Source organism: Verrucomicrobiota bacterium, from assembly GCA_016871675.1.
In the GTDB taxonomy this organism is placed as follows: Bacteria; Verrucomicrobiota; Verrucomicrobiia; order Limisphaerales; family VHCN01; genus VHCN01.
Genome location: VHCN01000040.1, coordinates 1 through 23,907, shown reverse-complemented (window position 1 = coordinate 23,907; position 23,907 = coordinate 1). Strand labels below are relative to the sequence as shown.

The following is a 23,907-nucleotide window of genomic DNA, read 5'->3' as shown; positions in this document are numbered from 1 at the left end:
GGCGATTTCGTGTTTCAGTTTTTCGCCCTTCCGGCCTGCGGCGGGTTGTTCGTCCTTCGAGGCCGAGGTCTGGATTTTCTTGGCGTCCTCGAAGGTGGTGCTCCGCGACAGCATCTCTCCACCCGCGTGCCGCAAGCATTGTGTTCGGTGGGTTTATACCGTCCTAGGAGCGTCGGAGCCTCCGAATCTGCCGGGGATCGCCAAAATTGTGCTTGCCCGGCTCTGGCGATTTGCTACCAAACGCCAGTTCAGGCCGGCTCAATCAACCCCAAACCCCCACCAATCCAATGAAGAAACTCATTTCCCCAATCCTCTGCCTCGCCGTCGCGATGGCGCTTTGCTCGGGCACGTCCTTTGCCCAAGACAAGAAAGACGAAAAGAAGGACGAGAAGGGCAAGCCTGCCGAAAAGAAGAAGGGCGATACGCTTCCCTTCAACGGCAAGGTCACCGCGGTCGACGCCACGGCCAAGACCATCACACTCTCCGGCAAGGCCGCCCGCGTGGTGGGCATTACATCCGAGACCCGCATCACCAAGGACGGCAAACCCGCGACCTTTGATGATGCGAAAGTCGGCGAGGACGTCCGCGGCGCGCTCAAGGAAGTCGCCGGGAAACTCCAGGCGGTCTCGCTCAGCATTGGCGCCCCGCCTCCCGCCAAGAAGAAGGACGGCGAGAAGAAGGGTGAGGAGAAGAAGAAGGAAGAGAAGAAGTAGTTCAAACCCTTCGTCAGCTTTGAGACGGCAGGCCGCAGTCGGCCTGCCGTTTGTTTTCTCTCGAGGGGGAGCCCGGTTCGAGCGCGGCGCGACGTCGTAGTTTTTCGTCGGGCAAACGCCGTAGTGGTGCGGAACGGCAAGGGTGCTACTGTGCGTCGCAGCGTCAGCGTTCGACGCAACGATCGCCACACCATGAGCGCCACTGTTTCCGTCGCCCTCTCCCCTTCTCCTTTCCACGCTCTCACGCTCCCGCTCTCCCCCTCTCGCAGGCTGGCGCTGGCGGGCGCGTGGGAGGGCGGGCGGTCGGGAGAGCGCCACGGTTCGCGGGCAGTCCTGAGGATCCTCACATTCATCGTGTTGGCTTGCGGCGCTGCGCTCCGGGCGGCGCCGGTGCCGCCCGTGCCGCCGAGCGTTTCGACGCTGAGCCGCACGGGGAGTGTCGTCACACTCCGCTTCACCCCATTTCCAGCCGCCCAACAGTTTCGGTTGCTCAGTTCCACGAACATCGGCAGCCCGTTCACTGCGGACCCGGCCGGGACGTTGAGCGGTTACGATTTCACGGCGACCAACCCGAGCCCGGTTCGGTTCTATCAGGTCGAGGTCACGCCAATGAGCAGCAATGCGCTGCTCGGCTCCATCGCGCTAAACCGGCTCGCTTACGGGCCGACGCCGGATGAGATCGAGCGCGTCCTCACCGGCGCGGCGCCGATCGGGGCGCAGGCGTTCATCAACGAGCAGCTCGCGCCGGAGACGATCGCGGAGACGGGCGTCAACTCCCACACCAACATCGCGTTCCTTGGCGCGAAGATGGCCGGGCCGAGCGACGTGGTGACGTCGACGAATGCCAACATCGCGGATCTTGGCGCGTGGCACGTGCTCCGGGCGGTGACGGCGAGGCGGCAGTTTCTCGAAGTCCTGCTGCAGTGGGCGGAGAACCACTTCGTGACCCAGCACTCCAAGTCTTCGACCTACGTGAACGGTGTCGGCGCAGTCGTGCAGGAGCAGATCGCGACGCAGTTCGAGTTTCTCGAGAACGACCGGTGGCGCGCGGTGCTGTTGAATCCGACGGGCACGTTCCTCGACCTGCTGCGCGTCAGCGCCGAGAGCCCGGCGATGATCATCTACCTCGACACGGTGACGAGCCGGGGCGCCGGCGGACGCATCGCCAACGAAAACTATGCGCGCGAGTTGCTCGAGCTGTTCACGTTCGGCGTGGACAACGGCTATGACCAGACCGACATCACGACCCTGTCGAGGTGCTGGACGGGGTGGTATGTGGAGAAGGTCGCCGTGGCCGATGCGTTCAACGTCTTCGCGACTGCGTTGCCAGGGCTCAAGTCCACCAACGTCGGCGTGTGGGCGTTCAACTTTCGCACGAGCTATCACAACACGAATTCGAAATCCATTTTCGTCGGCAAGACGGTGCCGGCGCGGTTCGGCGCGCCGTGGGCCGGGCGCAACTACCAGTTGAACATCCCGGTGCGCACCGGCACCAACGGCATCCAGGACGGCTACGACGTGCTCAACCACCTCGCCAACCAGCCATTCACCATGGAATACATCAGCGTGAAACTCTGCCGCCTGCTGGTGCACGACGACTTCGCGCATGGCTACGACTTCACCGACCCCGGCCTGTCGGCGGAGGGCCGGCTCGTCAAGCAGTGCATGCTCGCGTGGGAGGACGGAACCCCGAAGGGACAGATGCGCGCCGTGCTCTCAACCATCGTGAACTCCGACTTGTTCCGCAGCCACGGCTCGGCGGGCCACAAGGTGAAAACGCCCATGGAGTTCACCGTGAGCACGATTCGCGCGCTGCGCACGAGCACGAACGGCACCGCGAATCCGGGCACGTTCTCCGCGGACACAGACGGCTTCGCCATCAGCGGCGGGCTCGGGAGTTTCAACCGCAGCCTCGCGCCGCTCACGCGCATGGGGAACATGGTGCTCTTCGACCGCGACTCGCCGGACGGCTACCCCGAGGACTCACCGGGCTGGATCAGCGCGGGCACGCTCGCGGAGCGGCTGCGGTTCGTGCAGTCCGTGCTCATCGCCACGGGGCAAAGCGGCAAGTCCGATGCCGGCAACAACAACGTGACTTCGCCGCTGGGGTTGCTGCAGGCGAAGCTCCCGCTGCAAGTCCCGCCAGGCAGTGTTTCCAATGCGACCAACGTGGTGGACTATTTCCTCGGCACCCTCTACGCCGGCGAAGGCCGCGCGAATCTCGACCTCTACCGAACCGCCGCGCTCAACTTCCTCAACACGGATGACGCGGGCGCATCCTCGCCCTTCAGTGCGCTCACGGTGAGTGGGACGGCGGGATCCACATACGACAACCGGCTGCGCGGCATGGTGGCGATGTTGCTGACGATGCAGCGATTCCAGGAGCAATGACATGAACACACCGAACATCATCACGCGCCGGAGCTTTCTCGACCGGAGCGTGAAATTGGGGGCGCTCGGCGCGCTTGCGGCGCTCACGGACATTCCGTTCGTGGTGAAGCGCGCGCTGGCCGAGGGCAACATCGGCGGCAACGGCAAGAAGCTCCTGTTCATCTGGCTTCGTGGCGGGAACGACGTGCTCAGTTCGATCATCCCCGTCCAGGACCCCGCCTACAACGCGAGCAACCGTCCGACGACGGTCATCCCGAAGGACGGCCTCACGGATTACTCCGTGGGCAACATTCCGTGCGACTTCCCTGTGAACTCGAACGCTGCCGCGGCGACGTTCTCCTACAACAGCGCCATCCGGCTCGGCAACGGATTCGCCGCGCTGCATCCGTCGCTCAAGTTTCTCGCGCCAGTTTACAACGCCGGCGACCTCGCGGTGATCCATCGCGTCGGCTACCCGCGCCAGTCGCGCTCGCATTTCGACTCCCAGAACTACTGGGAGAACGGCGCACCGAATAACAACTTCGAGAAGGAGGGCATCTTCTACCGCACGATGCTCGAGGCCATTCAGCAGAACACCGCGAAATCCACCGGGCTCACGGGCGTCACGCTTCAGACGGCGCTGCCGTTGATCCTGCGCGGCTCGCAGGCGGCGATGACCAACCTCACGGACCCGTTGCGTTACGACCTGCTCGGCATCCCCAACACCTCGACCAATGCGAACGCGAAGGCGTTCGGCGCGGTGACGAATGCCGCGCCGTTCGCGTTCCCCGACAAGCTCAACCGCCAGCTCCTAAGCCTGCAATACGCGAACATGACGAGCACGCTGCAGATTTTCGCGGCCATTGATTTCACCGAGAACGGCAACACGTTCCTCGACGACACCGCGCTCGACGGCGAGTCCGCGCCCTATCACCTCTTCCCGACGACGAGCGCGAAAAACGGCGGCTACGCGATGCACGGCAACGACACGAACAAGTATGTCGTGCCGAGCAACTCCGCCGCGCTCTTCAGCAACCTCAAGGCGGCGGCGCTCATCCTGAACCGGACCGACGCCATCGTCGCGGGCACGGAGTTCGGCGGCTTCGACACGCACAGCGCGCAAGGCGGCGCCACCGGGGCGCATGCAAACCTCCAGCGCCAGGTCGCGTGGGCCCTGTATTCGCTGAGGAAGTTCTTCCGCATCTACGGCAAGGGCGGCGCCCAGGAGATGGCCGGCGCCCAGATCGGCTGGAATGACCTCGTGATCGTGACCCTTTCCGAATTTGGTCGCACCACGATCGAGAACAACTCCACCGGCACCGACCACGCCGAGGGCGGCGGAATGCTCGTCGCCGGCGGCGCGGTGAAGGGTTACGGAAAGCCCGGCGCCACGACGGGTGTATTTGGATGCCATACAAGCGACAGTGTTCCGTGGGTCAACGGGCCGGCCGGCGCCGCCCCCGCGAACGCCACCGGTTCAATGTTCGGCATCAGCAACCGCTACTTGAAGCGCGCGTATGATTACCGCTCGGTGCTCGGCCGCATCATCCGGCAGCACCTCGGCGCGACGCAGACGCAGCTCAACCGCATCATCCCCGGATACGCCAACGAATCGCAGGAACACCTCCTCTCCGGCGGCACCGTTGCCTCGCCCATCGAAAGCGGGAGCACCACGACGGCCATCATGGGTGAGCCGGATCTCCTAGTCTGATTCCTCGCACAGTTGCGCGTGCGAAACGCGCCGGCTGGTGGCAGGATCATCTCACGACGCCCGTGAACTCTCGTCTCGCACACTGGAATCTCGCCCGATTCCTCCGCACGGTGGTTGCCGGGCTCGCCGCCCTCCTTTGCCCCGAGGCGGGCGCCGCGCAATCCGTCACCCTGCGACCCGTCGCAGATACGTCATTGAGCGAGACGGCGCCGAATAACAACCTCGGGGCGCAGCTCTTCACGACCGCTGGCGTCACGCAGAACAACACAAAGACACGCGTGCTCTATCAGTTCGACATCGCCGCGAACATCCCCGCCGGCTCGCTCATCACAAGCGTCGAGCTCGTGCTCGAAGTCACGCGTCAACCCGCGGATGGTTACGCCATCGGCTCCTTCGGCCTGCATCGGATGCTCGTGTCGTGGGGTGAGGGCAACAAGGTCGCGGCCAACCCGAACAATCCGGGGCAGGGCGCGCCGGCGTCGAGCGGCGAGGCGACGTGGCTGCAGCGCCTGCACGGGGTCGCGTCGTGGTCTGCCCCGGGCGGTGCCGCGGGCACGGACTTCGCAGCCGCCACGAGCGCCTCGCAGGTCGTTTACACGGTCGGCAACTCGCCCTACTCGTTTGGATTCACCTCCGCGATCGCCGCCGACGTGCAGGCTTGGCTCGACGCGCCCCTGCAGAATTTCGGCTGGATGCTGCTCGTGGAGCCGGAATCCGAAGCGTTCACCGCGCGGCGGTTCGGCTCGCGCGAGGACGCACTCAACGCGCCTCTGCTCCACATCCAATACGAACCCGTGCCGGAACCCGCGAGCCTCGCGAGCCTTGGTTGCCTGCTTGGACTCGCGTGGCTCGGACGCCGGCGGGGTTAGTGCTCCCGCCCGCCGCAGTGTCCCCGGATTGTCGGATTGTCGGCTCGCGGCGGCGGCGCCCGTGAGACTCGGCCCAGGTCGATCAATGCGACGAGCCACGTGACGCCACCGACGATCGCGAGGCCGATGAGCCACTTCGTGCGAAACACTTCCGGCAGCCGTTCCAGCTTGTCCCCTTCAAGGAGGTTCACATCCGAAGCCATGCTGTAGTATTCCCACGCCCCGATCAGGAACAGCGTCACCGCCGTGAGAAAGCACGACGCGAACACCCCCATGAATGCCGCGCCCGTAATCCACCGACGGTGCATGAGATGACCCGTCCCCGGAAGGACGACACTGAAGGCGACAGCGAGGCGGCGCTTCCAGGCGCGCTTCGAATGATCGGCGAGGCCGGCGGCGGCCTTCGCATCGCTCGCAGGGCTTTGCGCGCCCGCCTTCCGAAGCAGGGGTTCGGCTGCGGAGGCTGGACGATCCGGTGGGAGGGGGGGCGGCGTGTTCACGGCCGCAGGGATCGAGGGCTCAGCGGGCCGGCGATTTCTGGCACGCGGCGCAGACGCCGAAGAACTCGAGTTTGTGGGTTACGGATGTGAAACCGTTTGCACGGGCAATGCGCTGCTCGAGTTCGGCGGGGAAACACTCCTCGAGTTCGACGACGCCCGAGCACTTGATGCAGATGAGGTGGTGGTGATGGCCGGACTTGTGCGCGCCGACGAGTTCGAAGCGCGCGATTCCATCGCCGAAATCGAACCGTTGCACGAGGCTGAGGTCCTCCAGCAGGTGCATCGAGCGGTAGATCGTCGCAAGGTCGCACGTGCCCCGGGGCAGATGGCCGTGGATTTCACGGTTCGTCATCGGGTGTGAATGGCGCCGCAGCACGTCGAGAATGCGCGCGCGCGCGCCCGTGATCCTGCGGTCGCCCTCGCGCAACCTGCCCGTGAGATCGTCCAGCGGCGCGGCGGAGTGGTCTGAATGACAGGCGCAGTTCATCGCACGTCAATGCACGTGGCCGTGGCTTTGGGTCATGACGGTCAGGACGCCGAACCCGACGCCGAGGACGATGGCGACCACTTTCTGAAGGTTGAAACGATGCCCGTCGCTGCTTTCGAAAAGAATGGTCGTCGAGATATGCATGAAGATGCCGATGACGACCGCGGTGAGTTCGCGCGTGTGGTGGGCAAGTTCCGTGAAGCCGCTCACAGCCATGCCGAGCGGCGCCATGGCCGCAAACAGCCCAAGAAAGCCAAGCGCCCGGTTGCGCGACATGCCGGAGTGCAGAAGCATCACGAGCAGCACGATCGAGACGGGATAATTGTGAATGACAATGCTGACGAGCAGCATCCGCCTCGACCCGGGGTCGTGGTGCGTGTGCGCGTCGCCAAGCGCCATCGCCTCGATGAACGCGTGCATGCAAAGCCCGGCGAGGACGCCGACGGGCAATCCCGCCCGCATGCCGTGCCCGCCCGGGCCGTGATGGTGATGGGTTTCACCTGGGCCATGATGATGGTCGCCGTGGCCCGGCGAGTCGTGGACTTGCAGCGAATGGCCGTGCTCGACTCCCATCGAGATGCTGTCGAGGACGATCTGCACGAAGAAGCCGACGAGAATCAGCGCACCGATGACGTAGTGGCTGCCGTGCGCGCCTTGCTCCGAATCTCCTGGCGGGTGAGCGTAGAGTTCCGGCAGGAGGTGCAGAAAGGTGAGCGACAGCAGATACGCGCCGGTAAACGAGTTGAACAGCTTGATGTAGCCGCGGTCCTGAAGCTTGAACTTCAGGACGGTGAACGCCCCGGCGATGATCGACGAGAGGAGGATCAGGTAGTCCATTCGGGTCGGATTCGGTTCGGCGTCGGGCGGACCAGTTGCAAACCACTCGCAATAAAACGGCAAACGAAAGCCCGCCGGCAGGTGGCGGGCGGTCGCTGCTTACTTCATCAACAACATGTGCCGCGCTCGCTTGATGGCCTTGGTGAGGCGCCGCTGATAGTGCGCAGGAAGGCCGGTGTATCGGCGCGGCAGGATACGGCCGGTGTCGGTCACATACTGGCGCAGCAGGTTCACATTGCGGAAGTCCAGAAGATCGACGGTGAAGTCAATTTTGGGCTTCGGGCGTGGCGTCCGGTTCTCCGCGCGGGCGCCGCGGCGTCCGCCGGCCTCTTCCTTTTCGTTTCGGTTCTTGCGGGGCATGGGTTATTTGATCTCGCGGTGAAGCGTGTGCTTTCGAAGCGCCGGGTTGAACTTCATCATCTCGAGCTTCTCGGTCTTGGTCTTCTTGTTGCGAGTGGTTGTGTAGCGCGACGGGGATTTCCCCAGCTTGCGCGCCTCCGTGCACTCGACGGTCACAATCTCTCGGGCCATGGTTATTCTTTCTCCTTTGCGGGCTTCTCGTCCTCGTCGTCTTCCTCGGCCGGTTCGGGACCACCGGTGGTGTCCACCGAGCCGAGTTGCCCGAGCCGCTTCTGGCGGATGGCGCCGTCGCGCTCGAGTTGCGCCTGGGATTCAACGGTGAATCGAGCCCAGGGAATGGCTGCGAGTCTCGCCCCGGGAATGGACTTGCCGGTCAGTTCGCAGACGCCGTAGGTGCCCTTCTCGATGCGCTTGAGCGCTTCCTCGATCTCGTAGATTGCGTCCTGATCGGAGGAGAGCAGGCTGAGGGCAAAGTCCCGGTCGAAATTATCCGTGCCGGAGTCGGCCATGTGGAGGCTGTAACTGGCCATTTGCTCCGCGGACTCTTTGGCGAGTCCGCTCATCTGGTGGAGGAGCCGGTCGCGCAGTTGGAGGAGCGTGGTGTAATACTTCTGCCACTCGCGCTTGATCTTCACCTTGCCGTTGGGGGCGTAGCTCGAGCGCTTCGCGGCGGCCTTGACCGGGGCGATGCCGAGGATGGACGCGGCGCTCGCCGTGCCGAGAGACTTGGCCTTGCGATGGCGGGAACGTGTCTTCTTGTTCACCTTTTTCTTCGTAGTCACGGCTCGAAAATTCGTTCGATTGTCTGTCGGCGGAACGCACCGCCCGTTTCAAGAGTGCGCGAATGTATCAAAGGACTTCAAATACGCCACACAAAACTTGGGAAAAATCCCGCATCGAAATCGCCCGTGAAATCAGGCTCAAACCGCAACTTCGCTCCCCCCGCCGGGCCGCGCGGTTCAACCCTTTTCGATGCGCGCGTAGGCGTTGTGGTTGTGGATGCTCTCGAAGTTCTCCGCCTCCACGCGATACCACGTCACGTCCGGGTGCGCGTTCAGTTTCACGGCCACGTTGCGCACAAGGTCCTCGACGAACACGGGGTTTTCGTAAGCGCGTTCGGTCACGGCTTTCTCGTCCTGCCGCTTGAGCAGCGAGTAGAGCTCGCTGCTGGCGCTCGACTCGACGAGCGCGATGATGTCCTCGATCCAGATCGCCTTGCGGGAGCGGGTCGCCACGGTGCAGTGACCGCGCTGGTTGTGAGCGCCGTGGCGGCTGATCGCCTTGGAGCACGGGCAGAGGGTGGTTACCGGCGTCGTCACCGTCAGCACGAAGTCGATCTCGTTGCCGACGGCGGTCGCGTCGAATCGGGCCGTGTAGTCCATCACGCCGGCCATGCCCGAGACGGGCGCGTGCTTGGTGAGGAAGAACGGAAACTCCATCTCCAGATGCGCCACGCGGGAGTTCAGCTTCGACTGCATCGCGAGAAGGATGTCCTCGATGTTCTCGACGTGTACGACACGGCCGTGGGCGTTGAGCACCTCGATGAACCGGCTCATGTGCGTGCCCTTGAACTCTTTTGGCAGGTCCACGAAGAGGCCGATCGTGGCAACGGTGTTCTGCACCGCGTGCGCCTTGTCGCGGATCTGGATGGGGAAGCGCAATCCGCGCACCCCCACCTTGTCGATGCGGAGCTCGCGGTGGTCGCGACCGCTTTGAACGTCGTGCAGCGCCGCCTTTGCGCGGGCCTCGCGTTCCCACGGCGTTACTGCAAATTCAGTCCCGGCCTCACGAATCATTCCGCACGCTAGCAGGCGGCGGCTCCGAAGCAAAACGGAAATCGGCTTCCCGTCCGGTGAGATCCGCGTTTCTCCATGTCGCGAGCTGTGCCGGCAGCAAAGTGCTTTACCCCATCGCCCCGCTCCCGCACATTTCGTCGCGTGTCAGTTTTTACGACTCCAAGCCGCAGCAGCGCCGAGCCGCGGGCGTCGGCGGGTTCCGCCCACGAATCCCAGCCGCGGGTCGATGCCGCCATCCGCCGCGCGCAGGACCACTTGTTTCGCATCCAAAAGCCGGAGGGCTACTGGGTCGGCGAACTCATGGTGGACTCCACGCTCGTGTCCGACATGCTCGCCTTCTATCACTGGTGGGGGCGCGTGGATGCGGAGTGGCAGCGCAAGGCCGTCAATCACATCTTCTCCAAGCAACTGCCAGACGGCGGTTGGAATATTTATCTCAACGGCCCGGCGGAAGTAAACGCCACCGTCAAGGCCTACCTCGCGCTCAAGCTGGCCGGCGTGCCCGTCACCGACCCGCGCATGCTCGCCGCGCGCGAGATGGCCATGCACCTCGGCGGCGTGCCGCGGATGAACACTTTTTCCAAGCTCTACCTCGCGCTCATCGGCTTGGTGGAGTGGCACCACGTGCCGGTGATTCCGTGTGAAGTCATCCTGCTGGGCAAGTGGTTTCACGTCAATTTCCACGACATGAGCAACTGGACCCGCTCCATGCTCGTGCCGCTGGCGATCATCAACCACTTCCGCCCGACTCGCCGCGTCAAGGTGGACCTCGACGAATTGTATCCCGGCGGCAAATGGGAGCTCGAGGAGGCCATCCGGCCGCGCTACTTCGACTTCGGCTGGCGCAACTTCTTCCTCTGGCTCAACCGGCTTCATCAACTCGCCGAGTGGGTCAACCGCCGGGGGCTGCATCCATTCCGCGCGACCGCGCTTCGCCGCGCCGAGCGGTGGATGATCGAGCGCTTCGAGGGCAGCGACGGTCTCGCGGCCATTTTCCCCGCGATGCTCAACTCGCTGATCGCGCTCCTCGCGCTCGGCTATCCCGACGACCACCCGGAAGTCGTCCGCGCGCACGCCGAACTGGTCAAGTTGATGCACGAGGAGCAGGAATCCGTCCGCATCGAGCCGTGCTTCTCGCCCGTGTGGGACACGGCCATCGTGAACATCTGCCTGCGCGAATCCGGCGTGCCCGCCGATGACGCGCGCCTCGTGAAGTCCGCCGGCTGGCTCATGGACCGCGAGATTCGCTTCAAAGGTGACTGGCAACACAAGAACCCGACCGACATCGAGCCCAGCGGCTGGGTGTTTGAATACAACAACAAGTGGAACCCAGACGTGGACGACACCGCGATGGTGCTGCTCGCGCTGCGACTCGTCCCGACCGCCGACCGGCGGCGCCGCGACGAGTGCTTTCGCCGCGGCTACAACTGGATGCTCGCGTTTCAGTGCAAGGACGGCGGCTGGGCTGCCTTCGACCGCGACTGCACCAGGAGCGTGCTCGAGAAGGTGCCCTTCGCGGACCACAACGCCATGCTCGATCCCGAGTGCGTGGACATCACCGCGCGCATTCTTGAAGTGATGGGCCTCGAGGGAGCCGGGCTGGACAACGCGCAAGTGCAGCGCGCGCTGCGGTTCATCCGCGAAGCCCAGGAGCGCGACGGTTCCTTCTACGGGCGGTGGGGCGTGAACTACATCTACGGCACGTGGCAGGTGCTGCGGGGCTTGCGAGCCATGAACCACAACATGCGCGAGCCGTGGCTGCTCAAGGCGCGCGACTGGTTGCGGTCCGTCCAGCGCGCCGACGGCGGCTGGGGCGAGCGGTGCAACACCTACGACGACCCGATCTTCAAGGCCGCGGGCCCGAGCACGGCGTCGCAAACCGCCTGGGCCGTGATGGGACTTGCCGCGTTCGACGATCCCGGCGACGCGTGGATGCTGCGCGGCGTCGACTATCTCGTGCGCGCACAAAATCCGGACGGTTCATGGACCGAGGACGAAACCACCGGCACGGGATTTCCGAGGGTGTTCTACCTGAAATACGACATCTACCGGAACGCGTGGCCGCTGCTCGCGCTGGCGACGAGCCGGAGGACCGCGATGCGGGAACCGACCGACGCCGCTGCCGTGGGTGCGACTCGTTCCGTAGGCGCCGGAGTTTTGTCCAGCGGGCATTCATGTCAGGCGTTCGGCGCCGCACCGGCCGTCGGCTCCTGACTCCAATCCGTCGTGACTTCATGGCCGCTCCGGTCCTTGTGTGCTTCGCGGTCAGGCAGGAGGCGGCGCCTTTCCTGCGCGTGACGCCCGAACTGCGGGACGTGCGAGTCGTCGTGACCGGCATGGGACGTCAGAACGCGGAGCGCTCGATTCGTTCGGTGCTCGCCCAAGGCACAGCTCCCGCCTGCGTGATCACCTCCGGGTTCGCGGGTGGACTTGATCCTTCGCTTGAGACGGGGACGGTGGTGTTCGACGCGGACGAAGGATTCGCCGCGGTCGCCGCCCTCGTCGCCGCGGGCGGACGGCAGGCGCGATTTCATTGCGCCCCGGAGGTGGCGGTCACGGCGGAAGCGAAACGCGAACTTCGCGCAGCCACGGGAGCTGACGCTGTCGAGATGGAATCCGAAGTCATCCGCGCCGCGTGCCGCGAGCGGGGTGTGCCGGGCGCGACCGTCCGGGTGATCTCCGACGCGGCGGACGAGAACCTCCCGCTCGACTTCAATGCGCTGATGACGCCGGACCTCCAGATGGACTGTGGAAAACTCGCGTGGGCGCTTGCGAAGTCGCCGGGCAAGGTGCCGGAGTTGATCCGCTTCCAGCGCCGCGTGAAGTCGGCTGCCGCCGCGCTGGCGCGCGTCCTCTGCCGCGCCATCGCGCCCTGACCCGCGCGGCTACTTCGCTTCGAGAGCCCGCTGCGCCGCATCCTCGATCGCGCGCTGCCGTTCCTTCGATTTCTCGCTCCATGAGATGATCGCCGCCCCCGCGACGATGAGCGCGATGCCCGCCCAGCGCGCCGCGGAAATCTGCTCGTTCAGGATGAATCTCGCCGCGAGCCCCGTGATCACGAAGCCAAGCGCCGTCAGCGGCCAGATCAGGCTCACGTCGCGCTGCGACAGGAGGTAGAGCAGCGCGCCGAAGAAAATCGTCTCCATCAGCACGCCGAGGAGGATGCTGCGGTTGGATGCGCCGCGGCCGACGAGCCGGAGGATTTCCCGCGCGGTGATCTGCGCCGGTTCGCCGATTTGCTTGAGGCCGCGGCTCAGATACACCACGCCAACGGCCTCGAACATGAGCGCGACGATCAACACGAGGAGCAGCTTGGTCATCTCAGAGGTCCTGGTAGCGGATGAGTTGAATGCCTTCCGAGGCGACGAGTGACTTCACGCGCGGGCTCACAAGGGCATCGAACTCGTGGCGAAAATCGTCGAGCGACGGGTGCGAGTAAAGCTCGGAATCGCCCGCCGGCAGCCGCGGCAGCAGCTTGCGAACGAAGTCCTCGTCCACGCGCGAGTCTTGAAGAAGGCCAAAGACAACGTCCGTGTGCTTGATGCCGCGAACCGCCAGCGGCGACCGCGCGCGCGCGGATAACACGATATGAATGACCGCGTGTGAGACGCGATACGCCAGCCGTCCGCGCACCAGCCGGGTGTTGAGGCCGAGGTCATCCCGCGTCAGGCGCAGGTGGCGGATGCCCAGCGCGCGCGCGTCTTCCATGAGGATGCCGAACACGACGGGGTGCAGGTGCAGGTGCAGATGGCCGTTCACGTGGTCGAGCGGCAGGCCCGTCGCCCGGAAGCGCGCGAACTGCTCGTGAATCTCCGCACGCAACTGCTCGCGCAGGCTGCGGTCGAAGAAATACCTCATGCCCACGCCAACCGGATTGTTGCTGAAGTCACCGCGTCCGTTCACGAGGCCCGGGATTCGATCAGGCGCAAGAGCCGACCTGCCGCACAGCAGCGAGAGGTGCAGGCCGACACCGAGAGCGGGGTTCGCCGCGGCCAGCGCAACGGCCCCGGCGCAATCGGGTTCGTTCACCATCAGGCTGGCGGTCGTGAGGATGCCCTCGCGATGGGCGCGGATGACGGCCTCGTTGACGGAGCGCGAGCGGCCGAAGTCGTCGGCATTGACGATCAGGCGCCGGGGCGCGTCAGGAGGCGCCATAGTTCGGCACGAGCGCGCCGGTGGCGGTGCGATACCACGTGCGGCCGATCAGCAGGAGTTTTTGCAGTTTGGTGAGCCGCGTGGGGCGCGGGCCGAAGACGTTGAACTGCTTCGACTCGAGCTTTCGAAGCAGGCGCCAATACACCGAGCCCATCAGTTCGGCGGTGGCCATCGACCGGCGGTCCTCCGGTGGCAGGCATTCGCGCGCGCGCTGGTAGTGGTCCTTCGCCCGCGCCGCCGCGCTTTCCGCGAGCGCGCGGAATCGGTCGGAATACTCGCCCCGCATGACCGAGTCCACGGACACCTCGAAGCGCGCGAGTTCCATCAGGGGCAGGTAAATGCGGCCTCGCTCGGCGTCGCCGCGGATATCGCGGAGGATGTTCGTGAGCTGGAGCGCCTTGCCGAGGTGGATGGCGTAGTCGCGGCATGCGGGATTCGCGTAGCCGAAGATCTCGATGCTCAACAGGCCGACGACGGACGCGACGCGGTAGCAGTATTGTTCGAGCTGTTCCCACGATTCGTAGCGCTTGATGTCGAGGTCCATCTCGATGCCGCGGATGAGGTCCTCGAACAGCTCGAACGGGAGCTTGTGCCGGATGATGAACGGCTGGAGTTCGCGGTTCACCGCGAATGCGGGCGCGCCGCCGTGGCAGGCGAGGTGGATGTCCGTCCGCCACGCGGCGAGCGCGGCGCGGCGCTCGAACACGGGCCGCGACTCGTCATCCGCCACGTCGTCCACCTCGCGGCAGAACGCGTAAAGCGCGCTCATCGCGCTGCGCTTTTCGCGGGGCAACAACACGAACGCGAGCGCGAGGTTCGAGGCGCTGCGGCGCGTGATGGACTGGCTGACGGGCGAAGTCATCGTGCCGGGGGCGGGTTGGGCGGCGGCTCGGAGTCGCGAACGGGCGGCAGTCCGCCGGTTTCAGCGAGTGTCGGGTTGGTCGGGCGCTGCCCGTGCCGCGCGCCCTCGACGCGGCGCCGGCGCAGGCCACTTTCGTCGGGTTTGCGAAGGAACCTTGCCCAAAGCAGGAACAGCAGGCCGAGCGCGAGCGCGGCGGCGATGATAAACCACGTCTCGTGAAACGCCTGTGTCACCGCGCTTGAGGGCGGCTCGGGCGGCAGGTCGGCGGACGCGAGTGGCGCGTGCTGGAAGAGGCGGCTCATTCCTGTGCGGCGGGTTGGGGTTCGGCGGCGTCACCGGGGCCGCCTTCGGTGTTGATGTTGAGGCGTTGCATGCGGTAGCGGAGCGCGTGGCGCGTGACCTTGAGCTGCTCGGCGGTCTTGTTGATGGAGTAGTTGTTGTGGACGAGCGTTGAATGGACGACCTCGCGCTCGAACGCGGCCACGGCCTCGTCGAGCGACAGTCCCGCCGCCATGAACTCGGCTTTCCCGCCGGACTTGCGCAGGCGTGTCTCCAGTTCGAAATCCGGCAAACTGGTGGGCTGGATTTGCGCGGTGTCCTCGAGGATGACGGCGCGCTCGATCACGTTGCGGAGTTCGCGGACGTTTCCGGGCCAGTGGTGCACGAGCAGCTTGGCCTCGGCGCCCTTCGAGAGCCTGGCAATCGGCTTGCCCAGGGTGTGGCAATACTGCACGAGGAAGTATTCGGCGAGCAGCATGATGTCGCGCCCGCGGTCGCGCAACGGCGGCAGCCGGAGCTGCACCACGTTGAGTCGGTGGTAAAGATCCTCGCGGAAGGAGTTGTTGCGGATGGCTTCGATGATGTCGCGGTTTGTCGCCGCGAGCAGCCGCACGTCCACCTTGAGTTCCTCGGTCCCGCCGACGCGCGTGAAGGTGCCGTCCTCCAGGAATCGCAGGAGCTTGGCTTGCAGCGCGCGGCTCATGTCGCCGATCTCGTCGAGAAAGATGGTGCCGCCGTCGGCTTCCTCGACGCGCCCGGGCTTTTGTTTGATCGCGCCCGTGAACGCGCCCTTCTCGTGCCCGAACAGTTCGCTCTCGAGCAGGGTCTCCTGGATGGCCGCGCAATTGATGCGGACGTAGGGCCCCGCGGCGCACGGGCTCAGGCAATGAAGCGCGCCGGCAACGAGTTCCTTGCCGGTGCCGCTTTCGCCGAGGATCAGGACGCTCGCCTTGCTCGGCGCGACGGTCTGGATGAGGCGGCGCAGTTCCACCACCTTCGGGGACTCGCCGATGATGTGGTCGAGGCGGTAGCCTTGGGTGACTTGCTGGCGAAGCGCCTGGTTTTCCGCGAGCAGTTGATAACTTCCCGCGCACCGGCGGACCGCGTGGAGGAGTTCCTCGGGGGCGAACGGTTTGGGGAGGTAGTCCGTCGCGCCGGCCTTGAGCGCCTCGACGGCGAGCTTCGGCGTCGCGTAGGCCGTGATCATCAGCGCGGGGACGCCGGGGTAGTCGCGCTTGAGAACCGTCAACAGCCCGTAGCCGCTCATGCCGGTGAGTTGGGCGTCGGTGATGACCATGAAAAATTTCTGCTGCGCCAGCAACCGGAGCCCGAGCTCGGCGGACTCGGCGGTTTCCACGTCGTAGCCTTCATCCTCGAGCACGGATTTCATCGAGAGGCGCATGTTCCTCTCGTCGTCGATGAACAACAGCGGGGGCAGGTCAACGCTCATGAGGTAACGCGGAGCAGGGCTTTGGCCGGAAAATGTAGGGTGAAGCGCGTGCCCTTTCCAAGCCCGGATTCGAGACGGATGTTCCCGCCGTAGAGTTCGACGTTGTGCTTCACGATGGCGAGGCCGAGCCCGGTGCCTTTTTCCTTCGTCGTGTAATATGCCTCGAACACCTGCGCCTGCCGCGACTCGGGGATGCCCGGGCCGTCGTCGTGGATGGAGACGATCACCGAGTCGCGCTCGCCTGTCAGCGCGGCGATGCGAATGCGGCCGCGCCCCTTGAGAGCCTCGCGCGCATTGAGCAGCAGGTTCACAAACACCTCGCGCAAGTGCGCCCGCTGCAGGAGCAATGGCGGCAACGGCTGGCGGTAATCGCGCTCGATGGTGATCTCGAATCCCGCGCCCGTGGGCACAGCCTGCGCGATTGCGTTGTCGAGTTCCTCGACGAGGTCGAGTTTTTCGACGCGCCCCTCGGAGAGTTGCGCGTAGCCCATCAACTCCGTGATGATGCGGTCGGAGCGGTTGATTTCGTCGCGGATGATGTCGAGGTGCGCGCCGGAACAGGCGACGCAGATCGCCACGTTGGAATGTGCGTTGATTTCGTCGCGGATGATGCCCGGGTGCGCGCCCGGCGCGGGCTTCGCATCGTGGAACGAGCGCTGCAGGTTGAACGCCGCGTTGTTGATGATGGCCAGCGGGTTCTTGAGTTGGTGGGCGATTTCGGCTGCGAGACGGCCCGTCGAGCGCAGTTGTTCCTGACGCATCGTGAACTCGCGCGCCTCCTCGAGCAGGGCCAGCCGGAGGTCCGTCAGCACGTTGATGCCGTAACAGCTCGCCGCGAGCAACGTGAGCAGCAGCACGCGGGTCAGCACTCGTTCCCACGCCCGGTCCTCGGACATTGTGAGGAAGGTCGTCATCGCGGCGGCGCCGAAATCCGGCTGGCCTTCGAGAGTCGACAATCCGCGCTTGGGTGGGTTCGACTTCCGCCCTTTGGCAGGCGGGGGGGGCGTGACCGCCGCTCCATTAGGCGAATCCACACCTCGTGCGGCCGCATTCGTGTTCGAGTTTGGAGACTTCGTCTTTTGGGTCGCCGGCGCGAAAACGTCCTCGATCTTCTGATACTCGGCGCCAAGCGTCCGCCAGGTTTGATCGAGAAACCCCGCGAAGACGAAGAGCACGATGACGGCCGCGTTCAATGCGATTTGCCGCCGGACCACCGGCGTGCCGACGGCGTTTCGGACGATGATAAACAGGAAGACCCAATAGATGGTGCTTTCCAATCCTCCCGTGATCACGACCAGCAGCGCCACGAACAGGCTGTCCGCGAGGCTCACCACGAACACCGACCATTCCACCAGCACCAACGCCAGGTGATCCATGGCGAGCAGCACAACCCCGGTGAGGATGTTGAGCACAAGATACGAAATGAAGGCGCCGCGAATCGTCTCCAAGCCGATCTGCCCGATGCTTGGACTGCCTTCGAACCACTCCGGCGAATACAGAAAATACGCGAAACTCGCGAGGACGAAGAGCTTGATGGTCAGGCCCACGTCCCGCTCCATGAACCGGATGCGGTCGGCGCGGATGTCGGCGGCGACTTGCCGCGGTGAAATGAGCTCCCGTAAAACCGGCCAGCGCGATGTGGAGGATGACGCCATTTCGAACCCCCTCAAACACGGACGCCGAGCGCCGCCGCGGCCCTTTCGACGATGCGCGCCGGATCCACCAACCGGCCGATCCCCTCGTAGCCGCACGAGAGCATGCCTTCTTCGGGGCCGAGAAACTCGACGCCGCGGAGGCGCAGCGTGCCGACATTGCACTGCGTCGCCGCGTGCCGCCACATCTTCCCGTTCATCGCCGGCGCCACGAGCACTTTCGCGTCGGGGTTCAGCGCGAGCGCGATGCACGTCAGCGCGTCGTCGGCGAGGCCTTGCGCAATTTTCGCGATGAAGTGGGCTGTCGCGGGCGCGACGAGCAACAAGTCCGACTCGTCGGCGAGCCGGATGTGCGTGGGACGCCAGCCCTCCTCCTCGTCGTAGAGGTCGGTGACGACGGGACGCCGGGAAAGTGTTTTGAAAGGCAGCGGCGTGACGAACCGCTGCGCGTCCGCAGTCATCACCACGTTCACTTCGAAACCCGCCTTCGCCAGAAGGCTGCACACATCCACGGCCTTGTGCGCCGCGATGGAGCCAGTCACGCCGAGGACGATTCGCTTGCCGTGGCTCATGGGTGCGGGGAGCTTAACTGCATCGCCTCAGCCGAGCAATGGCGGCGTGGCGCGCGACTCCCGCATTTTCTCGGCCTCGAGGACCGCCTGCAGCCGCCGCAGGTCCTCCGCGATGGTCGTGCTGAGGATGAGGTAGTCGAACTGGCGCCACTGCGAAATCTCCTCGCGCGCGACCGCCAGCCGTTGCTGAACTGCCTCCGCGGAATCCTGCCCGCGCCGCGCAAGCCGCGAGGCGAGCACGTCCAGCGAGGGCGGCGTGAGGAACACCGTCACGAGGGCGCGACGCAACGTGGCGTCCTCGATCGCCCGCGCGCGAACGGCCGCCGCACCCTGCACGTCGATGGCCAGCAGCACGTCGTCACCCGTGCGAAGCTTCGCGAGCACCTCGCCCGCAAGCGTCCCGTAGCGGTTGCCGTAAACCGTGGCGTGCTCAAGGAATTCGCCCGCCCGCACGCGTCGGTCAAAGTCGTCGGGCGAAAGGAAAAAGTAGTGAACGCCGTCCTGCTCCCCCTCGCGCGGCGCACGAGTCGTGCAGGTGATGGCGCGGGTCACGCCTGAACTTGACGCGAGCAATTGCTCGCACAGCGTCGTCTTCCCGCCGCCCGACGGCGCGGAGAGCACGATGAGCAGCGGCGTGGCGGAGGCTTGGGTCATCGGTGGGATGTCACTCCACGTTCTGCACCTGCTCGCGAAACTTTTCGAGTTCCACCTTGACCGCGACGACCTCGCGCGAGATGAGCGCGTCGTTCGCCTTGGCGCCGATGGTGTTGATTTCGCGGTTCATTTCCTGCGACAGGAAATCCAGCGTGCGGCCGACCGGCTCGGTGGACTTCACGCAATCCTCAAACTGCTTGAAGTGGCTCTGCAACCGCGTGAGTTCCTCCGAAATGTCGGAGCGGTCCGCGAAGAGCACCACCTCCTTCAACAGCCGCTCATCGCCGTCGTGGGGCGCCTCGAGGCCGGCGGCCCTGATGCGTTCGACCAACAGCTCGCGGTGTCGTTTCAGCACGTTCGGCGCGTGCGCCCGGATGCGCGCCACCGCAGCGGCGATGGACTTCATCCGCGCGGCAAGATCCTTCGCAAGGTGCGAGCCCTCGCGCTCGCGCATCTTCACGAGGGCGGCCAGCGCTCGCGCCAGCGCGTCGCGCACCACCGGCCAGAAGTCCCCGGCGTCCGCCGGCGTCTCGGCGGTCTCCATCACGCCGGGCGCGCCGAGAATGAGGTCGAGGCTCACGTTCGGCCCGGTCTTGAGCGCCCGGGCGAGCTTGCGGAATTCCTTCGCGTAAGCCGCCGCGAGCGCGGCGTTCACGCGCGCCTTGCTCGCGAGGCGGTCTTGGGCGGCATGCAGCGCGACGCGCACGGTGACGCGGCCGCGCGCGACGGATCGGTTGGTCGCGTCGCGAACCTGCGGTTCGAGTGGCTCCAGATCCCGCGGCAGGTTGACGGAGACTTCGCCCTGCTTCCGGTTCACCGAGCTGACCTCGACGGTCACCTTCAGGCCGCCGCGGGCGCACTCGCCGCGGCCGTAGCCCGTCATGGATTTCATGTGCGCGGACTATGCGCATCCGGCCGCGCGGGCGCGACACAAAACCGCCCCGGCGGCGGCTTCCCGGTTGCAATCCGTGCCGCGCTCCGCAAACTCCCGCGCAAATCTTGACCCTGCCGGCTGCCCCATCGAGGCCTCCAAGGCCGCGCCTGCCGGACGCGAGTGGCGCCACGGGCCCGACAATCTTCACACGCTCAAGACGCTCACGCAAGTCGCCGGCCTGCTCCGGGACCGGGGTGATTCCGAGGCCGCGAGACTCCTGTTCAACCGGATTCTCTCGGTCAGGAAGCGCACGCTCGGCACGGGCATCGTGCGCCCGCCGGACTTGTGACCCGACGGGACTACGAATGCGGCGCGGATGTTCGGCCGCCCTCACTCCGCCCGCGAGAGAATCTTCCGCCATTCGGCGAGCGCCTGCTTGAATTCGCGGAGCGGTTCGTCGCCGATGACGCCGGTGTGGCGCGCGATTTCCTCCTCGGTTCGTTTCACGAACCACTCCGCCTGCTCGCGCCGCGGCCGCAGCGGCCGGCCCTCGATCTCGACCCACCACGGCGCCGTGTGCGCGAAGCGGATGCGTCCGCCCGGCAGTTCCTCGAAGATGCGGAACGCAAACCATGACGTGTCCGTGACCATGCCGTTGTCCGCGAAGGTGCCCGCGGACCCGGCGGTCATCTTGTCGCCGGTGTGGTTCTTCAACGTCCACACCACCTCGCCGTTCTGCAGCAGTTCCCAGCGAGTCTTGTTGGGCGAGGTCGCGATTTCCATGTCGTTCGTCCGGCGGAAGGGCACCGCGGACTTGAACACTTCGCCGGGCAGCTTGCCGTTCATCACCGCGAGCGCCATCGGCCCGGTCGTCACGAAGCTGCGGCCGGCGGCGAGTCCCTTCATCCACTTGTCGAATCCGAATCCGCCGTCGCAGTGCACATACACGCGGCTGAATCCGAGCGGCACCGGGTGCACGCCGTTCGCCGTCCCCGCGGTCGGCTGGATGCGGAAGCCACAGTTCAGCAGCGCGTAGTAAGTCTCGAAACCGTAATGCGTCCACGCGAGCTCGGTGTCTGTGCCGCTGCCGTTCCCGAGCCCGCGCTCGGCCAGCCGCATCCACTGCGGCGCGGGCACGGCCCAGTTGCGCACGCCGAACTCGACGCGCCAGTGGTGATTGTTCGCCAGCTCGAAGAGGTCCGGCTGGAGCACCGGCACGATCGCCACGGACCACGGCCAGTTGTGTTTCTCGAGGTCAATCAACCCGCCTTCCGCGTGCGCCCGCTCGGAGACGCGCCGGAGCGGAAACACCGGGATGTCGAACCGCTCCCGGTGTCCGACGATGAGGAACGCGCCGAGCGTGTGCGCCTTCCCGCCCGAGTGGAAGATTTCGTATTCCGTGTTGCGCGGATACCAGAGGTGGGTTGGATCCACGACCACGGGCTTGGAGCCGAAGATGCCCTTCGCGTTCCTGTCACTGAGCGTCGGCGCGACCGTGTCCACCGTGGTCCAGTCAATCATCGGCAGCGCCACGTTCACGTCCTCGGCGAGCATCGCGGATTCGAGCTCGGCGGGTGCGCGATGATTGTGGGCGTCGCCGCTGAACCACCCGCGCGCGGCCATGTTCACCCAGCGGCGGAGCGGCAGGCGCAGCGTCACCGGCTTGTCGGCGACGGCGAAGCGGTTCGTAAGAGGTGTCCATTCCTTGCCGCGCTCGACGGTCGCCGTGTAGTTGCCCGCCGGCAGCTCGACAACCCACATGTGCGCCGAGAGCGTGGTGTGGAACTCGGTCGCGTTGGTGTTGAAGCCGCTGCGTTTTTCGTATCGCACCGCGCTGCCGGACGGCGGGACGGGTTTCGGGAAGTGCCACTTCCCATCCGCGCCCTGCAAATACACGCGCGCCGCGAGCGGCTTGGCGGACTCGGCGTCCACGACCTCGCCGTAAACGGGAACAAGATGCCCGGCGGCGGACGCGCTCCAGGCCATCGAACTCACGACGGCCACGAGAAGTGGACGCATGCGGGTGCGCGACCAGGTCATGGCGGGAGCATACCGGGCCCATGCGCGAAGGCAAGCCGGGCGAAGCGACCCCTCACCGGCGATACTGCTCGTTCCGGCGATGTCCGCCCGCGAGCATCTTCACGGATTCCGCCAGCCGCTTCGCTCGCGTCTCGGGCCGTTTCGCCCCGGTGACCCACTCGATGAACTCGCGCTTCGCCGATGGCGGGATGGACTCGAAAAAAGCCGCGGCCTTCGGGGACGACTTGATGGCTCTGGCCAGGTCCGCGGGCATGGGCAGTTCGGCGCGGCGTTTGCGCGGGGCGGGCGTCTCGGCTTCGTCGGCGTCGAGGGTCGGGTCAGGCCAGTGGCAGTTTCGAAGTCGCGCGCGATGTCGCGTCGTGGAATTCCACCAGCTCGCGCAGCGCCGGATGGAGACTTGGATTTCCAAAGCTGCCGAGCAGCTCGCATGTCGCGAACGCCGCCGCCTTGGCGAGATAGTCGCGCTGCCACTCTTGGAAGGCGGCCTCGACTCCTGCGTCCGCGAAGGGCCAGCGGTGATGCGGGTTTCTCGAACCGCAGCGCCACGGCTTGGGCGTGAGCCGCGCCCGGAAGCACGCCTGCGACTTGCACAGCGCGCGATACAACTTGTCCGCGCCGAACGCGTCGAACGCCGACTGCGTGTCCGCCGACTCCGGCGCGACCGGCGCGTGCGCCGCGACGAGCCGGAAGCCCGCGCGCGTGCGATACAGCCGCCAGCCCCAGTCGGGACGGGACTTGATCCAGCTCTCGATGGACTGGCGGACGCGCGTCTCGAGCGGTGGTGGGGCGGGTTTCTTGCCGCCGCCGAACAACCGAGAAAGGACTGAACCACCGGTCGGCGCGGGCTCCGTGTCATCCACGTCCACGAACATCAGTCCCGCCGTGTTGAGCACGAGGCTGCCGTAGCCGTTGCGCGTGACTGCTGCCGCGAGTTGACCGCTGGCGTCGCGAAAGTCCCGGACCACCGGCTCCCGCATCGGCCGGTCGGGATAACCGTATCCGCGCTGGAGTCTCTCGCGTCCGTTGCCGAGCAGCGCGCGAATGCGTTGCAAGCGCGATTCGGCGTGAGCGTGGGCTGCGGCCGCGCTTTCGTCGGACCAACCCCAAGCCACGCAGGTGCCCGAGCCTGCGCTGCTCCAGAAGCGGGGGAAATGCATGCCGGCATCTAAGCCGGAGTGCGCGTGAATAGCCAGCCTGCGGTGCGTCCCTCGAACTCTCGCCGAAGGGCGCGCTACGGAATCGCAGCCGCGGGAACTGAGCGCCCCCAATCCAAAGCTGGTTCGCCGCAAACACAGGTTTCCCCTGCACCAAGCCGCCAAGGCTCGAGACCCGAAGCGACCGGCCGGGCACTTCGCGCCGCTCAGCCCGCGACGGAAACGCGGCGTAGCGCGGGTCCTTGGTGAATTGAATTCGCAACTGACTTCCGGCGCGCAGCGCGTTCAGCGAGTGGGCAAACTCCTCGATCGCAAATCCCGGCGCCGCCAGCGACCCGCGCGCGCGAGTTGGCGGACGCCAGCACGAAGTCCGTGTCCATGGTGTAAACCGGTTCGGCGTAGGCGTTGGTGGCGAGCCCGCCAGTCAGGCAGTAGTCGCCGGGGCTCTCGCACAGCGCGACGACCTGCCCGAAGTCATCCCCGCTGCCCGTGATGGCGCTGAGGGCCTCGCCGCCGGTCATAGCGTCAGAGCAGTGACTTCACTTTCGCCAGCGCCTCATCCAGCTTGGTTG

The 23,907-nt window shown here is 65.7% G+C and carries 25 protein-coding genes; 7 read left to right on the top strand and 18 right to left on the bottom strand.

Features of this window, described 5'->3' with window-relative positions; genetic code table 11:
- The first annotated feature begins 287 nt into the window (after nucleotides 1–287).
- The 4 genes from FJ386_09825 to FJ386_09810 all read left to right on the top strand — a co-directional run bounded on the left by FJ386_09825 (nucleotide 288) and on the right by FJ386_09810 (nucleotide 5,663).
- On the top strand, nucleotides 288–713 hold the full coding sequence (locus tag FJ386_09825) for a hypothetical protein (GenBank protein MBM3877002.1): 426 nt from the start codon (nucleotides 288–290) through the stop codon (nucleotides 711–713).
- A 192-nt stretch (nucleotides 714–905) separates the two neighbouring features.
- On the top strand, nucleotides 906–3,104 hold the full coding sequence (locus tag FJ386_09820) for a DUF1800 domain-containing protein (protein ID MBM3877001.1): 2,199 nt from the start codon (nucleotides 906–908) through the stop codon (nucleotides 3,102–3,104).
- A 1-nt stretch (nucleotide 3,105) separates the two neighbouring features.
- Nucleotides 3,106–4,794, top strand: coding sequence for a DUF1501 domain-containing protein (locus FJ386_09815; GenBank protein ID MBM3877000.1), 1,689 nt, complete (start codon nucleotides 3,106–3,108; stop codon nucleotides 4,792–4,794).
- Nucleotides 4,795–4,856: 62 nt separating this feature from the next.
- A complete protein-coding gene (locus FJ386_09810) occupies nucleotides 4,857–5,663 on the top strand; it encodes a DNRLRE domain-containing protein (protein MBM3876999.1) in 807 nt (268 codons plus the stop codon).
- On the opposite strand, the gene FJ386_09805 is transcribed toward FJ386_09810, so the two are convergent.
- The 7 genes from FJ386_09805 to FJ386_09775 all read right to left on the bottom strand — a co-directional run bounded on the left by FJ386_09805 (nucleotide 5,660) and on the right by FJ386_09775 (nucleotide 9,643).
- Nucleotides 5,660–6,163 carry a hypothetical protein gene (locus tag FJ386_09805; protein ID MBM3876998.1) on the bottom strand — a complete coding sequence of 168 codons (504 nt, stop codon included), beginning with the start codon at nucleotides 6,161–6,163 and terminating at the stop codon, nucleotides 5,660–5,662. The genes FJ386_09810 and FJ386_09805 overlap by 4 nt on opposite strands.
- Nucleotides 6,164–6,182: 19 nt before the next feature.
- Complete coding sequence (locus tag FJ386_09800) at nucleotides 6,183–6,650, bottom strand: transcriptional repressor (protein MBM3876997.1); 468 nt, start codon at nucleotides 6,648–6,650, stop codon at nucleotides 6,183–6,185.
- A gap of 6 nt (nucleotides 6,651–6,656) precedes the next feature.
- Complete coding sequence (locus FJ386_09795; protein ID MBM3876996.1) at nucleotides 6,657–7,487, bottom strand: hypothetical protein; 831 nt, start codon at nucleotides 7,485–7,487, stop codon at nucleotides 6,657–6,659.
- Between the two features lie 99 nt (nucleotides 7,488–7,586).
- Nucleotides 7,587–7,847: a 30S ribosomal protein S18 gene (rpsR, locus tag FJ386_09790; protein ID MBM3876995.1), complete on the bottom strand. Its 261-nt coding sequence runs from the start codon at nucleotides 7,845–7,847 to the stop codon at nucleotides 7,587–7,589.
- Nucleotides 7,848–7,850: 3 nt separating this feature from the next.
- Nucleotides 7,851–8,018 carry a 50S ribosomal protein L33 gene (gene rpmG, locus FJ386_09785; protein ID MBM3876994.1) on the bottom strand — a complete coding sequence of 56 codons (168 nt, stop codon included), beginning with the start codon at nucleotides 8,016–8,018 and terminating at the stop codon, nucleotides 7,851–7,853.
- 2 nt (nucleotides 8,019–8,020) lie between these two features.
- On the bottom strand, nucleotides 8,021–8,629 hold the full coding sequence (locus FJ386_09780) for a transcriptional regulator (GenBank protein ID MBM3876993.1): 609 nt from the start codon (nucleotides 8,627–8,629) through the stop codon (nucleotides 8,021–8,023).
- A gap of 177 nt (nucleotides 8,630–8,806) precedes the next feature.
- Nucleotides 8,807–9,643: a GTP cyclohydrolase I FolE2 gene (locus tag FJ386_09775; protein MBM3876992.1), complete on the bottom strand. Its 837-nt coding sequence runs from the start codon at nucleotides 9,641–9,643 to the stop codon at nucleotides 8,807–8,809.
- A 75-nt stretch (nucleotides 9,644–9,718) separates the two neighbouring features.
- Between FJ386_09775 and shc the strand changes: the two genes are divergently transcribed.
- Complete coding sequence (shc, locus tag FJ386_09770; protein MBM3876991.1) at nucleotides 9,719–11,857, top strand: squalene--hopene cyclase; 2,139 nt, start codon at nucleotides 9,719–9,721, stop codon at nucleotides 11,855–11,857.
- On the top strand, nucleotides 11,818–12,519 hold the full coding sequence (locus FJ386_09765; GenBank protein MBM3876990.1) for a hypothetical protein: 702 nt from the start codon (nucleotides 11,818–11,820) through the stop codon (nucleotides 12,517–12,519). Before shc ends, FJ386_09765 begins: the two co-directional genes overlap by 40 nt.
- Nucleotides 12,520–12,528: 9 nt before the next feature.
- Here FJ386_09765 and FJ386_09760 read toward each other — a convergent pair whose 3' ends face one another.
- From FJ386_09760 to FJ386_09720, 9 genes are read right to left on the bottom strand one after another with little or no spacing between them, the layout of a single operon-like run.
- Complete coding sequence (locus FJ386_09760; protein MBM3876989.1) at nucleotides 12,529–12,963, bottom strand: hypothetical protein; 435 nt, start codon at nucleotides 12,961–12,963, stop codon at nucleotides 12,529–12,531.
- A 1-nt stretch (nucleotide 12,964) separates the two neighbouring features.
- On the bottom strand, nucleotides 12,965–13,798 hold the full coding sequence (locus FJ386_09755) for a ChbG/HpnK family deacetylase (GenBank protein ID MBM3876988.1): 834 nt from the start codon (nucleotides 13,796–13,798) through the stop codon (nucleotides 12,965–12,967).
- Nucleotides 13,785–14,660: a presqualene diphosphate synthase HpnD gene (gene hpnD / locus FJ386_09750; GenBank protein MBM3876987.1), complete on the bottom strand. Its 876-nt coding sequence runs from the start codon at nucleotides 14,658–14,660 to the stop codon at nucleotides 13,785–13,787. Before hpnD ends, FJ386_09755 begins: the two co-directional genes overlap by 14 nt.
- Entirely contained in the window at nucleotides 14,657–14,962 is a 306-nt protein-coding gene (locus FJ386_09745) for a hypothetical protein (GenBank protein MBM3876986.1), read from the bottom strand. The genes hpnD and FJ386_09745 overlap by 4 nt, the downstream gene beginning before the upstream one ends.
- Nucleotides 14,959–16,389 (bottom strand): sigma-54-dependent Fis family transcriptional regulator, encoded by a 1,431-nt coding sequence (locus tag FJ386_09740; GenBank protein ID MBM3876985.1) that lies wholly within the window; start codon nucleotides 16,387–16,389, stop codon nucleotides 14,959–14,961. Before FJ386_09740 ends, FJ386_09745 begins: the two co-directional genes overlap by 4 nt.
- Nucleotides 16,386–18,044, bottom strand: a complete 1,659-nt coding sequence (locus FJ386_09735; protein ID MBM3876984.1) for a hypothetical protein — start codon at nucleotides 18,042–18,044, stop codon at nucleotides 16,386–16,388. The genes FJ386_09740 and FJ386_09735 overlap by 4 nt, the downstream gene beginning before the upstream one ends.
- Nucleotides 18,045–18,055: 11 nt before the next feature.
- The gene (locus tag FJ386_09730; protein ID MBM3876983.1) at nucleotides 18,056–18,613 is read right to left on the bottom strand and encodes a phosphopantothenoylcysteine decarboxylase; all 558 of its coding nucleotides are present in this window, start codon (nucleotides 18,611–18,613) and stop codon (nucleotides 18,056–18,058) included.
- A gap of 27 nt (nucleotides 18,614–18,640) precedes the next feature.
- Nucleotides 18,641–19,267 (bottom strand): guanylate kinase, encoded by a 627-nt coding sequence (locus FJ386_09725; GenBank protein ID MBM3876982.1) that lies wholly within the window; start codon nucleotides 19,265–19,267, stop codon nucleotides 18,641–18,643.
- Nucleotides 19,268–19,277: 10 nt separating this feature from the next.
- Complete coding sequence (locus FJ386_09720; protein MBM3876981.1) at nucleotides 19,278–20,150, bottom strand: YicC family protein; 873 nt, start codon at nucleotides 20,148–20,150, stop codon at nucleotides 19,278–19,280.
- 85 nt (nucleotides 20,151–20,235) lie between these two features.
- Between FJ386_09720 and FJ386_09715 the strand changes: the two genes are divergently transcribed.
- Nucleotides 20,236–20,490: a tetratricopeptide repeat protein gene (locus tag FJ386_09715; GenBank protein MBM3876980.1), complete on the top strand. Its 255-nt coding sequence runs from the start codon at nucleotides 20,236–20,238 to the stop codon at nucleotides 20,488–20,490.
- 41 nt (nucleotides 20,491–20,531) lie between these two features.
- Here FJ386_09715 and FJ386_09710 read toward each other — a convergent pair whose 3' ends face one another.
- Both FJ386_09710 and FJ386_09705 read right to left on the bottom strand, forming a co-directional pair.
- Nucleotides 20,532–22,160: a hypothetical protein gene (locus tag FJ386_09710; protein MBM3876979.1), complete on the bottom strand. Its 1,629-nt coding sequence runs from the start codon at nucleotides 22,158–22,160 to the stop codon at nucleotides 20,532–20,534.
- Between the two features lie 73 nt (nucleotides 22,161–22,233).
- A complete protein-coding gene (locus tag FJ386_09705) occupies nucleotides 22,234–23,037 on the bottom strand; it encodes a YdeI/OmpD-associated family protein (GenBank protein ID MBM3876978.1) in 804 nt (267 codons plus the stop codon).
- Nucleotides 23,038–23,907: the final 870 nt, after the last annotated feature.

Excerpts from the sequence above, each read along its gene's own strand:
- FJ386_09740 (MBM3876985.1), bottom strand. The coding sequence starts at position 16,389 with ATGAGCGTTGACCTGCCCCCGCTGTTGTTCATCGACGACGAGAGGAAC.
- FJ386_09735 (MBM3876984.1), bottom strand. The coding sequence starts at position 18,044 with ATGGCGTCATCCTCCACATCGCGCTGGCCGGTTTTACGGGAGCTCATT.
- FJ386_09765 (MBM3876990.1), top strand. The coding sequence starts at position 11,818 with ATGTCAGGCGTTCGGCGCCGCACCGGCCGTCGGCTCCTGACTCCAATC.
- FJ386_09825 (MBM3877002.1), top strand. The coding sequence starts at position 288 with ATGAAGAAACTCATTTCCCCAATCCTCTGCCTCGCCGTCGCGATGGCG.
- FJ386_09710 (MBM3876979.1), bottom strand. The coding sequence starts at position 22,160 with ATGCGTCCACTTCTCGTGGCCGTCGTGAGTTCGATGGCCTGGAGCGCG.
- FJ386_09720 (MBM3876981.1), bottom strand. The coding sequence starts at position 20,150 with ATGACGGGCTACGGCCGCGGCGAGTGCGCCCGCGGCGGCCTGAAGGTG.
- shc (MBM3876991.1), top strand. The coding sequence starts at position 9,719 with ATGTCGCGAGCTGTGCCGGCAGCAAAGTGCTTTACCCCATCGCCCCGC.
- FJ386_09800 (MBM3876997.1), bottom strand. The coding sequence starts at position 6,650 with ATGAACTGCGCCTGTCATTCAGACCACTCCGCCGCGCCGCTGGACGAT.
- FJ386_09730 (MBM3876983.1), bottom strand. The coding sequence starts at position 18,613 with ATGAGCCACGGCAAGCGAATCGTCCTCGGCGTGACTGGCTCCATCGCG.
- hpnD (MBM3876987.1), bottom strand. The coding sequence starts at position 14,660 with ATGACTTCGCCCGTCAGCCAGTCCATCACGCGCCGCAGCGCCTCGAAC.
- FJ386_09755 (MBM3876988.1), bottom strand. The coding sequence starts at position 13,798 with ATGGCGCCTCCTGACGCGCCCCGGCGCCTGATCGTCAATGCCGACGAC.
- FJ386_09760 (MBM3876989.1), bottom strand. The coding sequence starts at position 12,963 with ATGACCAAGCTGCTCCTCGTGTTGATCGTCGCGCTCATGTTCGAGGCC.
- FJ386_09745 (MBM3876986.1), bottom strand. The coding sequence starts at position 14,962 with ATGAGCCGCCTCTTCCAGCACGCGCCACTCGCGTCCGCCGACCTGCCG.
- FJ386_09815 (MBM3877000.1), top strand. The coding sequence starts at position 3,106 with ATGAACACACCGAACATCATCACGCGCCGGAGCTTTCTCGACCGGAGC.
- FJ386_09705 (MBM3876978.1), bottom strand. The coding sequence starts at position 23,037 with ATGACACGGAGCCCGCGCCGACCGGTGGTTCAGTCCTTTCTCGGTTGT.
- FJ386_09795 (MBM3876996.1), bottom strand. The coding sequence starts at position 7,487 with ATGGACTACCTGATCCTCCTCTCGTCGATCATCGCCGGGGCGTTCACC.
- rpmG (MBM3876994.1), bottom strand. The coding sequence starts at position 8,018 with ATGGCCCGAGAGATTGTGACCGTCGAGTGCACGGAGGCGCGCAAGCTG.
- FJ386_09820 (MBM3877001.1), top strand. The coding sequence starts at position 906 with ATGAGCGCCACTGTTTCCGTCGCCCTCTCCCCTTCTCCTTTCCACGCT.
- FJ386_09775 (MBM3876992.1), bottom strand. The coding sequence starts at position 9,643 with ATGATTCGTGAGGCCGGGACTGAATTTGCAGTAACGCCGTGGGAACGC.
- FJ386_09725 (MBM3876982.1), bottom strand. The coding sequence starts at position 19,267 with ATGACCCAAGCCTCCGCCACGCCGCTGCTCATCGTGCTCTCCGCGCCG.
- rpsR (MBM3876995.1), bottom strand. The coding sequence starts at position 7,847 with ATGCCCCGCAAGAACCGAAACGAAAAGGAAGAGGCCGGCGGACGCCGC.